Origin of the sequence: Sporosarcina sp. UB5, from assembly GCF_050859005.1 — a bacterium.
Classification (GTDB): domain Bacteria; phylum Bacillota; class Bacilli; order Bacillales_A; family Planococcaceae; genus Sporosarcina.
This window is the reverse complement of the sequence record NZ_CP125984.1, coordinates 3126176-3139637: the sequence shown is the minus strand read 5'-3', so window position 1 is coordinate 3139637 and position 13462 is coordinate 3126176. Positions and strand designations below refer to the sequence as shown.

The following is a 13462-nucleotide window of genomic DNA, read 5'->3' as shown; positions in this document are numbered from 1 at the left end:
AGGGTGAGACAGATGGAAGAGAAAACGGCATTGCATCGTTATGTCAGAAAGGCATTGAGATTACTCCGCTTCGAGCGAGCGGTTTATCGTTCGCAAACGGGGCTTTTCATGGCCGCTTTGTTGTCTACATTGTTTCTTGCTGCTTCCAGACTGTTCATTTTGCCTCAATATGAAAAAATAGCATTTTGGATTGCTGTACTGACTTTAATTGGAACAGTCGTCGTGCTGTTTGTGAAAAACGTCCGTCTTCACGAGGCTGTTTGGAAGTTGGATCATTATGTACCGGACAATTTGCTCGTGACCGCATTAGATGATCGTATTAAACGATCGAACTTTGCGGAAGCAATTGTACAACGGGCGGACAGTGCAGTTGGAAATGCATTTAACCAATTTAAGAAACGCGATAAAAAGTATGTGAATGGAAAGATGCTCGCCGGTTTTCTATTTCTACTTTCAATTTCTGTTCTCTTGCTCATGTTTCCTTCTGAAGCGCAGCAGGAAGCGACAGTTGTTGCGAAAGAAAAGGAAATTGTCGAGGAACTGAAAAAAGAAGTAGCGGATCTAGCTAAACAGGAGAAAAACCCCGAGCAGAAAAAAGAATTGGCAGAGCTTGTGGAGAAACTAAAAGAAACTAAAACGACTGAAGAAACATTAAGGGAAATCGTGAAGAAGCAAAAAGAGTTTAAATTACAGGAGCAGCGATTAGCCGAAAAGAAAAATGCTTCTGAAGACGGCTTGAGTGAATTCGAGGAATTAGAGCTCGAAGAACTTAAATCACTTGTTGACCAACTCGCACAGCAAGCGGGGAAAGCGCAAACTGCATTAAATAAAATAGGTAAAGCACCATCATTGCCAGCTTTGGCAAATGCCGGTATTCCACCTGCAACAAGCAACGGCCAGCCGGGTACAGGCGCAAAGCCTGGCACAGGACAGCCTCAAGCGAGCGGTAGTGGAGGCAGCCAAGGTCAAGCTGAAGGTCAAGGCGAAGGCCAAGGCGAAGGTCAAGGCGAAGGTCAAGGCGAAGGTCAAGGCGAAGGTCAAGGCGAAGGTCAAGGCGAAGGTCAAGGCGAAGGTCAAGGCGAAGGCCAAGGCGAAGGTCAAGGCGAAGGTCAAGGCCAGGGTCAAGGCCAAGGCCAAGGCCAAGGCCAAGGCCAAGGTCAGGGTCAAGGTCAAGGTCAGGGTCAAGGCCAAGGTCAAGGGTCCGGGCCTGGCGCGGGAACTGGTACAGGTGGGCGCGATCTACTTTCTATCCCATTCGATCGAATCGGTAGTTACAATGATCCATCTGTTGTAGCAGGCGAGCTTGGCGAAGGGGATTTTATCGAACAATATGAGCGTGATGGACTTGTTGAACGAGGAACATTACGACCATATCAAGAAGTGGTCGGAAGCTATAAAGACGCGTATTTAAAAGGGGCGGATAAAATGAATCTTCCTGCAGATTTACAGCGCGTTCTTTCCGATTACTTTTCATCAATTGAATGACTAAAGGATGGGAGTTGTACAAATGTCGTTTTCACCTGAACAATTTGAAGAAATGAGTAACACACTAAAAGAAGTGCGGGACGAAATCGGAAAGTTCATTGTAGGACAACAGGAAGCCGTAGAATTTTCGTTGTATTCTATTTTAGCGGATGGGCATGCGTTGCTCGAAGGGCTGCCGGGATTAGGTAAGACGATGTTAATCCGGACGATTTCCGAAGTACTGGACTTGTCTTTTTCACGTATTCAATTTACGCCGGATCTTATGCCTGCTGATATTACAGGAACGAGCATTTTGGAGCGGAATCAAGAGGGCGTTCAACGATTTGTCTTTAAAGAAGGTCCGATCTTTAGCCAAATGGTGTTGGCGGATGAAATTAACCGTGCGACACCGAAGACGCAAAGTGCCTTGCTGGAAGCAATGGGCGAAAAAACGGTCACTGTTCTTGGTGAAACAAGGAAGATGTCCAAACCGTTCTTTGTGCTTGCGACGCAAAACCCGATTGAAATGGAAGGGACGTATCCGTTGCCAGAAGCGCAAATGGACCGTTTTTTATGCAAAATATTGCTGCCGTATCCATTGAAGGAAGAATTAAAGGAAATTATGCTTAGGACGACAGGACCGAATACAGTATCTATTAGAAAAGTAATGGATACGGAAAAAATCGTATTGGCCCAAGAAATGGCAAAATCAGTTGTTATTGCGGATGAAATGTTGGATTATGCCGTCGATCTCGTGTCTGCGACACATCATCGAACAGATGCCGAAGACGAGTGGAACCAATATGTTCAATACGGAAGCGGTCCCCGCGGATTGCAATCGATTATCCGGCTTGCTAAAGCACGGGCATTAATGGCGGGGCGCTTCCATGTATCGATTGCGGATATTAAAACGGTAGCTAAACCAGCTTTACGGCACCGAATCCTCATCAATTACGAAGGGGAAGCGGAAGGGATTGATGTTGATAAGCTCATCGATCGACTATTGGAAAACATTCGCCAAGGAGCGCAAGTTTAATGAAGGATGACCTCTTTCCTGATCGTTTATCAAAACGATTAGGTTCGTTATCGATCAATTCAAGAGCACGAAGATTAGGACATCATAAAGGGACACATCGTTCTAGTAAAACCGGGACTTCATTAGACTTTTCGGATTTCAGGGAATACCATCCCGGCGATGATTTGCGTCATATCGACTGGAATGTGTTTGCCCGTACGGATAAGCCGTTCATTAAACAATTTTTAGATGAACAAGAGATGCGGGTACATATATTGCTCGATTCCACAAAGTCGATGGGGACAGACGGGAAGTGGGATTTCGCACGTCAATTGGCGATCGGGTTAGGACATATCGCGTTAAAAAGTGGAGATACCGTTTCGTTTTCTACGTGGTCTGCTAATCAGAGTTATTTTTTCCGAAAGAAAGGTGCATTGCATCGGGCGTCATTCTCAAAATACGTATCGCAATTGCAACAACCAGTTTCTGAAGGGGATTTTGCAGATCAAGTGTTGAAGCATGTCCCGAAGGCATTGACTGTCTTGTTTATAATTACCGATGGATTGGAACAGCTGGATAAATGGGAACGGTTGTTCAGAAGATTACCAGGGATTTGCAAAGATATTAGAATTCTAACTGTCCACTCCCCAGTGGAAGAGCTGCCTAATTACGAAGGGGATGTCCGCTTCGTTGATGTGGAAAGTGGATCGGTCGTTGAAGTGTCGATGAATCAAAGAATTGTTAAAGAGTATAAAGAAAAAAAGTTGAAGCACGAAGCTGAATTAACAGCTTTAGCGAGAAAATATGGCATCCAACTGCTACGTGCGGAAGTTGCAGAAGGTGCTATGGACAGTTTTACGAAAAAAATGAGACATGCAGGATGGTTGCGTTGAAAGGAGGCGGCTAAGTGGGTTTCGATCAACTCGGTAACTTATGGACGGCAATTTTCCCGTTTGCCGTCCTTCTTTATTATTTCTTCCGAAAGAAGTATGTAACAACGACGATTTCTTCCACTTTGTTTTGGGAGCAATCGATGCGGGAAACTAAGGTTTCCCCGTACTTGAAAAACTTACAACGAAATGCATTGTTATACTTACAACTGGCCGCTTTATTGCTTTTGTTATTCATTTTGCTACGTCCCTTCTTGCCGAAAGATACTGTTGCTGACAGCCATACTGTTTTTGTCGTAGATCTTTCCGCCAGTATGGGTGCTATCGATAGTGAAATGTCGTTACTGGAAAAGAGTAAAGCAAAGATGCGTGCAATTGCAGATGACCGTGTTGGTGAGTCAATCTCCATTATAACAACAGGGAAGGAACCTGCTCTGTTGTTGAGGGAAGAGGCCGACGAAAAGCTAGTCCTTGCCGCGATTGACAAACTTGAGTTGAATTATGAACATGAGTTTATTGGACGTTCACTCGATTTTGTTAGATCGATTGCCTCCGAAACAGGGGCGGATGTCCATATATTCACCGATTATCTTGACCGTTCATTATTTATGGAAAGTGTAAGTGGAATCAGTTGGACGGTTCATACGAATGAACGTCCATTAGACAATATCGCCATCGGAAAATTTGGTGCCATACATACCGCGGATGGTACAGAGGCAATCGTTAAGCTTTCAAATGAAACACTCTCCAAACAGGAGGGGAAAGTGATTGTCAACAATGGCTTAACGGGCGATAAACTAGCCGAACAAAATTTTTCCATTGATAAAGAGTCGGACGTTCTTCTTTCATTCAAAAGTTTGCCTAAGCTGCCGGCATTTCACGTCCATTTGGAAGTGGAAGATGACTACGCCATAGATAATGATGCATTTATCGTCATTGGCAATGAGTCATCAGAAGTACTTATCGATAATCAATTGCATGAATTGGTGAAGAAAGCATTTGAAGCGATTGGGCTAGATGTTAGTTCGGGCTCTATTAATGAAATGTCTGCTGCAAAGGATCATGCGTTAATTGTGACGAATGAAACTTCCTTTTTGGAGAAAGGGACTGAGCCGATATTATTAATTGGCAGAAATGATTCGATAACCGAGCCGGTTTCAGGCATAGTGGAATCCGTGAATGATGCACTATTTGCAATTGCTCCTATTGAAGATGTGTATGTGAGCGCTCTTTATCCACCATTCGAAGGGTTTTCGACTTTGGCTTCCATTGATGGCAAACCGTTCATTCAGCGATCACCTAGAGGCGATATACTCATTTTGACGGATGTCGGTTTGACCGATTGGCCGTTGCATCCATCATTTCCATTATTCTTTTGGAGTTCGATGGAATTGCTGCGATCCGGTAGTGATGTCGCTGGAACGTTCGCCCCGAATGAAAGAAAAGCTGTGTTAACTGGAAGTGGAGTGGAAGGAATCGAGATTTTCACGATCCAAGATAAGTATGTTGCAACCTATTCTGCTGGCGGAAACTTTGTTGCCCCAGCAAAACCGGGTATTTATAAACTAATGGATAGCGGGACAGAACGTTATTTATCCGTTCAACTGGAACCGGATGAGAAATCGACCGCCTACGGTGCCGGCTATAAAATTGGATCTGGACCAGCTAATGAAATTGGGAAAGAAGAAGGAAAACAAATGATTGGATGGCTTTTCCTTTTGCCAGTTCTCCTTCTTTTATTGATAGAGTGGGAGGTGCAAAGACGTCGTGGATATCCGAATTGAGGAGCCGTTATGGCTATTGCTGCTCGTGCCGATAATGATTTATATGGCATATACTTGGAAGTCTTCCGGCATGCGGTTCGCGCAGAAAGGAACAATACTTTACGCGCTAAGGAGCCTCGTTATCCTGTGTGTCGTTTTTGCACTTACCGTTCCGTATATGATGTTGCCCGATGATGAGGAACAAATTATTTTCGTCGTCGATCGATCCGTATCCGTTGAGGAGGCCGGCGAGGCGGCGGAAGTATGGATTGCAGAAAGTTTGAAGGCAAGAAATGCGAATCAATCTGTCGGCATACATTCATTTGCCGGAACGTTCCGGACAGATATCCGGTTGACGAATGCTGAATTACAAGTGCCGAAGCTTGCACCGATGGAATCGAATGGTGCGACAAATATTGCAAATGCAATTGATTTGTCCGCTGCGGTTGCAAAAGTGAATGCAGCGACGAGAATTGTTCTATTGTCCGATGGGCTTGAGACGGAAGGTTCTGTTGAGGAGCTTTTGCCGAAATATGAGAATAGCAACGTCCAAATTGATACGGTCGTCTTAAGACGAGCGAATAATGAAGATGCCTCCATCTCCTTATTCGAGACACCTCAAACTGCCTTTGAAGGGGAGCGTCAATTATTGCGCGTAGAAATTGAGTCATCGATCCGGACGGCAGGTCAGTTATTAATTTACTTGAATGATGAAGAAATTATTAGTGAACCGGTGACCCTCGATGAAGGAGCGAATCAATTCGCATTTCATCATGAAGCAAGGGGAACAGGGCTATTGAAATACGAAGCAAAGTTAATCGTGCCTAACGATGGGCTTCTTGAAAATAACCGAATGCTCTCTGTTACGATGCTAGAGCAATCTCCAAGAGTACTAGTCGTACAAACCGAGCGTAGCCCTTCCGTTATTCCGTCGTTGCTCGACCAAGATGCGATTGAAGTCGATGTAGTAGACGCCGATAAACTACCTGAATCATTATCCGGATATTTAGGGTACGGCGCTATCATTTTTGACAATGTACCGGGCCATCTTGTTGGAGAACATAAGATGACTGTTATCGAGCAAGCAGTCAAAAGTTTTGGGACAGGATTCATGATGGTCGGAGGAGATGAAAGTTATGGCTTGGGAGGTTATTTCAAGTCGCCGATCGAGCGTCTATTGCCAGTAGAAATGGAAGTGAAGGGGAAAGAGCAACTCCCATCTCTTGGACTCGTCATTTCATTGGACCGATCGGGCAGTATGTCTGGATCGAAAATCGTCATTGCAAGGGAAGCCGCGGCGAGAGCTGTAGAGTTGCTTCGTAATGATGATACATTCGGCTTCACGGCGTTTGATCATCAAATTTGGGAAGTCATCCCGGTTGGACCTTTACGAGATAAGCAAGATGCGATGGAGCAGATTTTATCTATTCCAGCAGGTGGTGGAACTGATATATTTCCTTCCGTCGTAAAAGCGTATGAAGATTTGGCCGATTTGAAGCTTCAACGGAAGCACATCATTCTGTTGACGGATGGACAATCACCGATGCCTCCGGATTACGAAGACGTTATAGCGGAAGGCAAAAATACGAATGTCACGTTATCGACCGTTGCAATCGGGACTGATGCGGACAGCACACTATTGGAGGAATTGGCGGAGCTCGGCGGTGGAAGATTTTACAATGCCATTGACGAGTCAACAATTCCTGCAATATTGACCCGGGAAACATCAATGCTAACAAGGACGTACATTGAAGATGATCCGTTCTACGTTTCATTGGGCAATGTGCCTGAGTGGACATCTATCTTCCAGCGAGGCGTCCCGCAGATGAACGCTTATATTGCGACGACTCCAAAAGCGACAGCGACAATTGTTGCGGAAAGTCCGAAAGAAGATCCGGTCATTGCAGAATGGATGTACGGACTCGGACGCACGGTAGCGTTTACATCGGACTCGACTGGGAAGTGGTCAGGTGATCTTGCGAGGTGGGAAGGCTATCCGGACTTCTGGAATACAGCGGTCTCTAGATTGCTTCCTTCTTACGAAGACGTTCCTTACTTAATTACCCACGACAGGGGTGGAACGTATACGATTACAGACAGTTCCCGGAAGTCAGCGTTTCTGGAAATTGCGATTGTAGATGAGCAAGGGAAGGACGTACCTTTCCAATCAGAACCATTGGCACCAGGGAAAGTGAGGGTTACGTTGGATGCAGCTCCAGGTCTTGTTTTCTTCGGTGTATCGGATGATAGGGGAGGACTGTTTGAAGCAGGTGTTTCCGTCCCTTATAGTGAAGAGTTTAAGCCGTCCGAACCTGACGTCACACTGCTTGAGAAAATAGCAGAAAGGACGGGCGGCGAGTATCTTGAAGATCCAGCACAAGCATTCCGAGCGCATCCGTTTAAAAGCGGCGACAGGAAATTGATTGCAGATTGGCTCATTCTGTCGGCGATGATATTGTTTTTCATCGATATAACATTGCGCCGTTTCGGCATGTTTTCAAGTTTGCTTAATCGAAAAGAAAAGAATGATGTGGATGAAATCCCGACCGTCAAAACAGAAGATCACGTCTCCGAATTATTAAAAGCGAAAAGGAAACGTTAGAAAAACCCTTATCTCCTCGTTTGGGAGATAAGGGTTTTCATTATGTCCTCGTTGTGGCGAGGAGGAGTGTTTGTTTTCTGGACCAGACGCCCGCAATACCGAAACAGATGAGAAGAATCGTCGTACCAAGTATATAAGGAAATGTAATATTAATATCGAATATAAATCCTGCGAGCGCAGGACCGACCATATTACCTAAGCTCATATAAGCATTCATCATCCCGGCAGCAAACCCTTGCTCCTCACCGGCAAGCTTAGACACGAGCGTATTCACTGCAGGGCGTAGAAGCGAAGTTGCCGTCGAGAAAATCGTTGAGACGAAAAGAATCGCCCAAAATATATCTACGAATAAGATAGCAAGCATTGACACGGCAGCAACGACCAAATTGAAGAGGATAATACGCATTTCCCCAAACTTTTTAAACAGTGGATTGATAACAAACGTTTGGACGACCACCCCAACAAATCCTCCGACTGTAATAAGTACCGCAATTTGCGACGGTGTATATCCATATTTATGGTCTACGTACAAGGATATCGTCGATTGAAAGTTTGCGAGTCCAAAGGAAAAAACGAACATGACAATTAACATGACAAAATACGGAGTTTTTGTCGACCGTTTCAACTGCATCAAAAGGTTTTCCTGCTTAGTCACGTTATTACTAGACGACGAAACTGCCGGAGCCGGGTTCGGTAAAATGAATATCGAGAGAATTGCCGCAAATACAGAAGCTCCAGCAGCAAAATAAAATGGAAAGATAAGGCTGATCTTAGAAAGGAATCCACCAATTCCAGGACCTATCATGAAGCCTAGCGACATAGAAGCCCCTAATAGCCCCATTCCTTTGCCTCTGCCTTCCAGGGTCGTAATGTCAGCAACAAACGCCATCATCGGTGGCACAATAAAAGCCGCTCCCATGCCAGTGAAAAACCGAGCTGCAAATAGCATCCAAAGTTCTGTCGACAAGCTGAATGCTAACTGTGAAGTTCCATAAATAAACAAACCAACAATAATGATTTTCTTTCTTCCATGCCGGTCTGATAAATTTCCTGCAAAAGGAGAAAAGATAAACTGCGCGAATGAAAAGATTGCAATGAGGAGTCCGAGAACTTGTCCAGCAACTCCGAACGTCCCTAAAAACTTCGGCATAATTGGAATGATTAGGCCAATGCCAGCCATTGCAATGAACATATTGAACATTAAGATAGACAAAGCTAATTTATTTGATTGTTTTTCCACCAAAGGACATCCGCCCCTCTAAACTAATTCGTGTTACTAAAATAGTCTACCATAGATGCGTAACAACACTTAACGGAAACGCCTCCATTCTCAATTCTAAACGAAAAAATCACCCTTAACCTTTTGAGCGGTTGAAGGGTGATTGCGAATCACTTCATATCCATTTTAAACTCAAGGAAAAGCTCATTATAAACGCCTAATAACTCTAGTCCTAAACTTTTATACACTTCTAAGTGGCTTCTCGTTTCTTCATCCGGATAAAAACGTTCATCTTCGACAACTTCCGGATCCATCAAGTCAAGCGCAGATAAGTTAGGTGTCGAATAGCCTACATAATCAGCATTTTGTGCTGCTACGTCAGGATCAAGCATGAAGTTAATAAAAGCGTGTGCTCCGTCAATGTTTTTTGCGGTTTTCGGAATAACGAGATTATCAAACCATAAGTTGGATCCTTCTTCAGGAACGACATAATCGATATCTTCATTTTCATACATCATATCAGCCGCCTGTCCTGACCATGTCAACGAGACGGCCGCTTCGTTATTTACCATGAGCTGCGTTACTTCATCTCCGATAACTGCTTTCACATTAGGGTTTAGCGCCTTCAGTTTATCCGTCGCTTCACGAAGTTCCGTGAGATCAGTCGAATTTAATGAGTATCCTAGCGAGTTCAATGCCATACCAACCGTTTCACGTGCGCTATCAACAAGGATGACACGTTGTTTTAAGGAAGGATCCCATAAATCATCCCAGCTTTCAAATGTTTGCCCTTCGAGTAATGTTGGATTGAACGCAATCCCGACTGTCCCCCAGAAATAAGGGACCGAATACTGATTGCCAGGATCGAAAGGGAGGTTCAAGAAATAAGGATCGATATGTTTCATATTTGGTACTTTGCTATAGTCGATTGGCAACAGAAGATTTTTTTCCGCCATCATTTCAACCATATATTCCGAAGGGGCGGTTATATCATAAGACGTGCCGCCTTGTTCGATTTTACCCATCATTCCTTCGTTCGAGTCGAACGTTTCATAAATAACTTTAATGCCTGTTTCTTTTTCAAACTGCTTAATTAGATCAGGATCGATATATTCGCCCCAGTTGTATACCGTTATCGTACCTTTACCGGATTTACTTCCTTCATTCAACTCGGCATTAATGAAAAGTAAGATTCCGGATACGAGCAAAATTACTATCGCTGATTGGACAATGGATTTCATTTCTTCACCCCCGCTAGTGGCGTCTTCGTTTTTCGGCTAATTGCATAGTAACCGAGCACTAACGCTACTGTCACGATAAAAATGAGTCCGGATAGGGCGTTAATCGTTAAACTGATGCCAGTCCTTGCCATCGAATAGATTTCAACTGATAAAGTCGAGAATCCATTCCCGGTGACGAAGAACGTGACGGCGAAGTCATCGAGTGAATACGTCAATGCGAGAAAGAATCCAGCAAAGATTCCCGGCTTAATAAAAGGCAGGATGACCCTCGTCATAACATCTTTCCTAGTCGCCCCGAGATCTAGAGCAGCGTCAATTAACGAAGTGTTCATCTCCGCGAGTTTCGGTAATACCATAATGACGACAATTGGTATACTGAACGCAATATGGGAAATTAACACGGACGCGAATCCTAGCTTCACACCGATCATTGTAAAAAGAATTAGGAATGACGCTCCGATAATAACATCTGGACTGACCATCAAAATATTATTTAAAGAAAGCACTGCATTTCTCATTTTTTTATTGCGCATGAAATAAATCGCCAATGCTCCCAAGACACCGATCGTCGTCGACAATAACGCGGAAAGTAGGGCGATGATAATTGTATTGATGACGATGATGATCAGCCGTTTATCCTCAAAAACAGCCGCATAATGCTCCCATGTGAAATCTTCGAAATTGGACATCCCGCCACCAGAATTAAATGAGTAAAAAATTAAATAGAAAATGGGGGCATATAAGATAACGAAGACGATTGCTAAATATATTTTCGGAAGCTTACCTAGCTTTTCCATTGTCCGACGCCCCCTTTTCTTTTCCATTCGTGACGAGCATGATGATGAACATGAAGACGATGAGGAAGACGGCGATTGTTGAGCCCATTCCCCAGTTTTGTGTCACTAAAAACTGTTGTTCAATTGCTGTTCCGAGTGTGATAACTTTATTTCCAGCGATGAGCCTCGTAATCATGAATAAAGACAATGCTGGGATGAAAACGACTTGGATACCTGATTTCACTCCATTTATCGTCAATGGCCAAATAACTCTTCTGAAAGTCGTCCAAGAACTTGCCCCGAGATCACGCGACGCATCTATTAACGCAGGGTTCAATTTGTCTAGTGCGTTAAATATCGGTAAAATCATGAACGGAATAAAAATATATACAGAAACGAATACGAAACTGAAGTCTGTAAATAGGATCTGTTGTTTACCGATGCCAATAGTATCTAAAAACGCATTGAGTGGACCATATAGCCCCATTAATCCGATGAAGGCGTACGTCTTTAACAATAAGTTGATCCACGAAGGGATGATGATGAGCAAAAGCCACAGTTGCTTATGTCTTGTTTTCGTTATTAAATACGCCGTCGGATAGGCGATTAGCAAAGAAAAGAATGTAATTAGGAATGCATACCAAAAAGAGCTAATCGTCAATTTTAAATAGACGGACGAAAAAAAGTTATGGTAATTCGCCAGCGTGAAGTTTCCTGTTAAATCGAAAAAAGAGTAATAGACGACTAATGCGATCGGTGCTAGGACGAACAACAGGATCCACACTGCATAGGGGATCGAGTAGATTGAACGCAGACGTGCCTTATTCATTGGCGTTCGCTCCATAAGATTCTAGTCTTGCATCGAAATCTTCCTCCGATTCGTTTAACCGCATGACGTGAATGTTTTCTGGATTAAAATCAAGACCAATTTTCTCCCCAACTTCTGCTTTCTTCGTAGAATGAACGAGCCATTCATTCCCATCTTGATCATATGTTGAAAGTTCGTAATGAACACCGCGGAATAATTGTGTATCGACTGTCACATTCAATTTCCCGTTATCAACCGTCGTAATTTCTAAATCTTCGGGACGAAGGACAATATCGACTTTCTCATTCGGATGTAGGCCAGCGTCAACACAGTCGAACTGTTTTCCGGTAAATTCGACAACATAATCTTCAATCATCCGACCGGATACAATATTCGATTCACCGATGAAGTCCGCAACAAAACGATTAATCGGCTCATCATAAATATCGAGAGGAGTCCCAGATTGCTGGATTGCGCCACCATTCAAAACAAAAATCTCATCGGACATTGCGAGCGCTTCCTCTTGGTCGTGGGTGACAAAAACAAACGTCTTGCCAAGACGTTGCTGCAACTCCCGAAGTTCATATTGCATTTCGGAACGAAGCTTCAAGTCGAGAGCGGATAACGGCTCGTCGAGCAAAATTACTTCTGGATCATTGACGATAGCACGTGCAATCGCAACCCGTTGCCGTTGACCGCCAGACATTTCTGTAATTTCTCGGTTTTCATAGCCCGACAAGTTAACGAACTTTAACGCTTCTTTCACACGTGTGTCGATTTCATCCTTTTTCACTTTTTTAATCCGTAAACCGAATGCAATATTTTCATATACATTTAGATGGGGAAAAAGCGCATAATCTTGGAACACCGTATTCACTTGACGTTCATTTGCTGGGACGGTGTTAACCTTTTTGCCATTGAAGTAAATCGATCCTTCTGTCGGTTCGATAAACCCTGCTATCAATCGTAGGATTGTTGTCTTTCCGCAACCGGAAGGACCTAATAATGTGTAAAACTTTCCGCGTTCCATTTCAAATGAAACATTATCTAATACAGTCGTTCCATCGCCGTATGTTTTCATGACATTTTCAAAACGGATAATCGGTTGCTTTGTCATTTAGTAATTCCCCCTTCATAAATAAGATTCTGTCGCTACTAGGAGCAGTTCAGTCGGACCGTCAGAAGCGTTCGATATCCGGTGGTGGTCAGATGCTTCATAATAGACCGAATCGCCCTTAACGGCCGTGAAAGTTCGGTTTCCGAGCTCGATTTCTACCTTCCCTGATAGAACATAAATAAATGTTTCGGCAAGTGAAGGTTCGAATTGCTTGAATTCCCCATTTTCCAAAAATGTAATATGGATTGGTTCCATTTCATTCTCATTCGAGCGGGGAACGAGCCAACGAATGCTATACTTTAGCTCATCATTGACATAAGTTGTTTGATCGGCAGGCGAATAGACGACTTTCATGTTTTTCTTCGGTTCATCAAAAAATTCCTTTGGCGTTGTACCTAACACTTCCAAAAGGGAAAAGAGCGTTTCAATGGATGGGGAAGTAAGTTCCCGCTCCAATTGCGAAATGTAACCTTTCGTTAAATCCGTTCTCTCTCCCAATTCTTCTTGGGTCAATCCTTTTTTCAATCGGAGACTTTTAATTTTACTCCCGATATGCATGGTCGACAA

Annotated in this window: 11 protein-coding genes; 5 read left to right on the top strand and 6 right to left on the bottom strand. The window is 43.7% G+C overall.

The annotated features are described in order from the left end of the window. The first annotated feature begins 12 nt into the window (after nucleotides 1-12). Genes QM454_RS15805 through QM454_RS15785 form a run of 5 tightly spaced genes read left to right on the top strand, consistent with a single transcriptional unit; the run spans nucleotide 13 to nucleotide 7734 of the window. Complete coding sequence (locus QM454_RS15805; RefSeq protein WP_432359669.1) at nucleotides 13-1485, top strand: hypothetical protein; 1473 nt, start codon at nucleotides 13-15, stop codon at nucleotides 1483-1485. Nucleotides 1486-1507: 22 nt separating this feature from the next. After that, nucleotides 1508-2500 carry an AAA family ATPase gene (locus tag QM454_RS15800; RefSeq protein ID WP_432359666.1) on the top strand — a complete coding sequence of 331 codons (993 nt, stop codon included), beginning with the start codon at nucleotides 1508-1510 and terminating at the stop codon, nucleotides 2498-2500. Beyond that, the gene (locus tag QM454_RS15795) at nucleotides 2500-3372 is read left to right on the top strand and encodes a DUF58 domain-containing protein (protein ID WP_432359663.1); all 873 of its coding nucleotides are present in this window, start codon (nucleotides 2500-2502) and stop codon (nucleotides 3370-3372) included. Before QM454_RS15800 ends, QM454_RS15795 begins: the two co-directional genes overlap by 1 nt. Before the next feature lie 14 nt (nucleotides 3373-3386). Further along, nucleotides 3387-5153 carry a vWA domain-containing protein gene (locus tag QM454_RS15790; RefSeq protein WP_432359660.1) on the top strand — a complete coding sequence of 589 codons (1767 nt, stop codon included), beginning with the start codon at nucleotides 3387-3389 and terminating at the stop codon, nucleotides 5151-5153. After that, a complete protein-coding gene (locus tag QM454_RS15785; RefSeq protein WP_432359657.1) occupies nucleotides 5137-7734 on the top strand; it encodes a VWA domain-containing protein in 2598 nt (865 codons plus the stop codon). Before QM454_RS15790 ends, QM454_RS15785 begins: the two co-directional genes overlap by 17 nt. A gap of 40 nt (nucleotides 7735-7774) precedes the next feature. Here the strand turns inward: QM454_RS15785 and QM454_RS15780 are convergent, their stop codons facing one another. The 6 genes from QM454_RS15780 to QM454_RS15755 form a co-directional block, all read right to left on the bottom strand. Then, a complete protein-coding gene (locus tag QM454_RS15780; protein ID WP_432359654.1) occupies nucleotides 7775-8974 on the bottom strand; it encodes an MFS transporter in 1200 nt (399 codons plus the stop codon). A gap of 149 nt (nucleotides 8975-9123) precedes the next feature. After that, on the bottom strand, nucleotides 9124-10194 hold the full coding sequence (locus QM454_RS15775) for an ABC transporter substrate-binding protein (protein WP_432359651.1): 1071 nt from the start codon (nucleotides 10192-10194) through the stop codon (nucleotides 9124-9126). Beyond that, the gene (locus tag QM454_RS15770) at nucleotides 10191-10991 is read right to left on the bottom strand and encodes an ABC transporter permease (protein WP_432359648.1); all 801 of its coding nucleotides are present in this window, start codon (nucleotides 10989-10991) and stop codon (nucleotides 10191-10193) included. Before QM454_RS15770 ends, QM454_RS15775 begins: the two co-directional genes overlap by 4 nt. Next, complete coding sequence (locus QM454_RS15765; RefSeq protein WP_432359645.1) at nucleotides 10975-11799, bottom strand: ABC transporter permease; 825 nt, start codon at nucleotides 11797-11799, stop codon at nucleotides 10975-10977. Before QM454_RS15765 ends, QM454_RS15770 begins: the two co-directional genes overlap by 17 nt. Next, on the bottom strand, nucleotides 11792-12895 hold the full coding sequence (locus tag QM454_RS15760) for an ABC transporter ATP-binding protein (RefSeq protein WP_432359642.1): 1104 nt from the start codon (nucleotides 12893-12895) through the stop codon (nucleotides 11792-11794). Before QM454_RS15760 ends, QM454_RS15765 begins: the two co-directional genes overlap by 8 nt. A gap of 15 nt (nucleotides 12896-12910) precedes the next feature. Then, nucleotides 12911-13453 carry a helix-turn-helix domain-containing protein gene (locus QM454_RS15755; RefSeq protein WP_432359639.1) on the bottom strand — a complete coding sequence of 181 codons (543 nt, stop codon included), beginning with the start codon at nucleotides 13451-13453 and terminating at the stop codon, nucleotides 12911-12913. Nucleotides 13454-13462 lie beyond the last annotated feature (9 nt).

Bases quoted from the DNA above. Each gene is read 5' to 3' on its own strand.
- QM454_RS15805 (WP_432359669.1), top strand. From the start codon at position 13: ATGGAAGAGAAAACGGCATTGCATCGTTATGTCAGAAAGGCATTGAGA.
- QM454_RS15800 (WP_432359666.1), top strand. From the start codon at position 1,508: ATGTCGTTTTCACCTGAACAATTTGAAGAAATGAGTAACACACTAAAA.
- QM454_RS15795 (WP_432359663.1), top strand. From the start codon at position 2,500: ATGAAGGATGACCTCTTTCCTGATCGTTTATCAAAACGATTAGGTTCG.
- QM454_RS15775 (WP_432359651.1), bottom strand. From the start codon at position 10,194: ATGAAATCCATTGTCCAATCAGCGATAGTAATTTTGCTCGTATCCGGA.
- QM454_RS15770 (WP_432359648.1), bottom strand. From the start codon at position 10,991: ATGGAAAAGCTAGGTAAGCTTCCGAAAATATATTTAGCAATCGTCTTC.
- QM454_RS15765 (WP_432359645.1), bottom strand. From the start codon at position 11,799: ATGAATAAGGCACGTCTGCGTTCAATCTACTCGATCCCCTATGCAGTG.
- QM454_RS15760 (WP_432359642.1), bottom strand. From the start codon at position 12,895: ATGACAAAGCAACCGATTATCCGTTTTGAAAATGTCATGAAAACATAC.
- QM454_RS15755 (WP_432359639.1), bottom strand. From the start codon at position 13,453: ATGCATATCGGGAGTAAAATTAAAAGTCTCCGATTGAAAAAAGGATTG.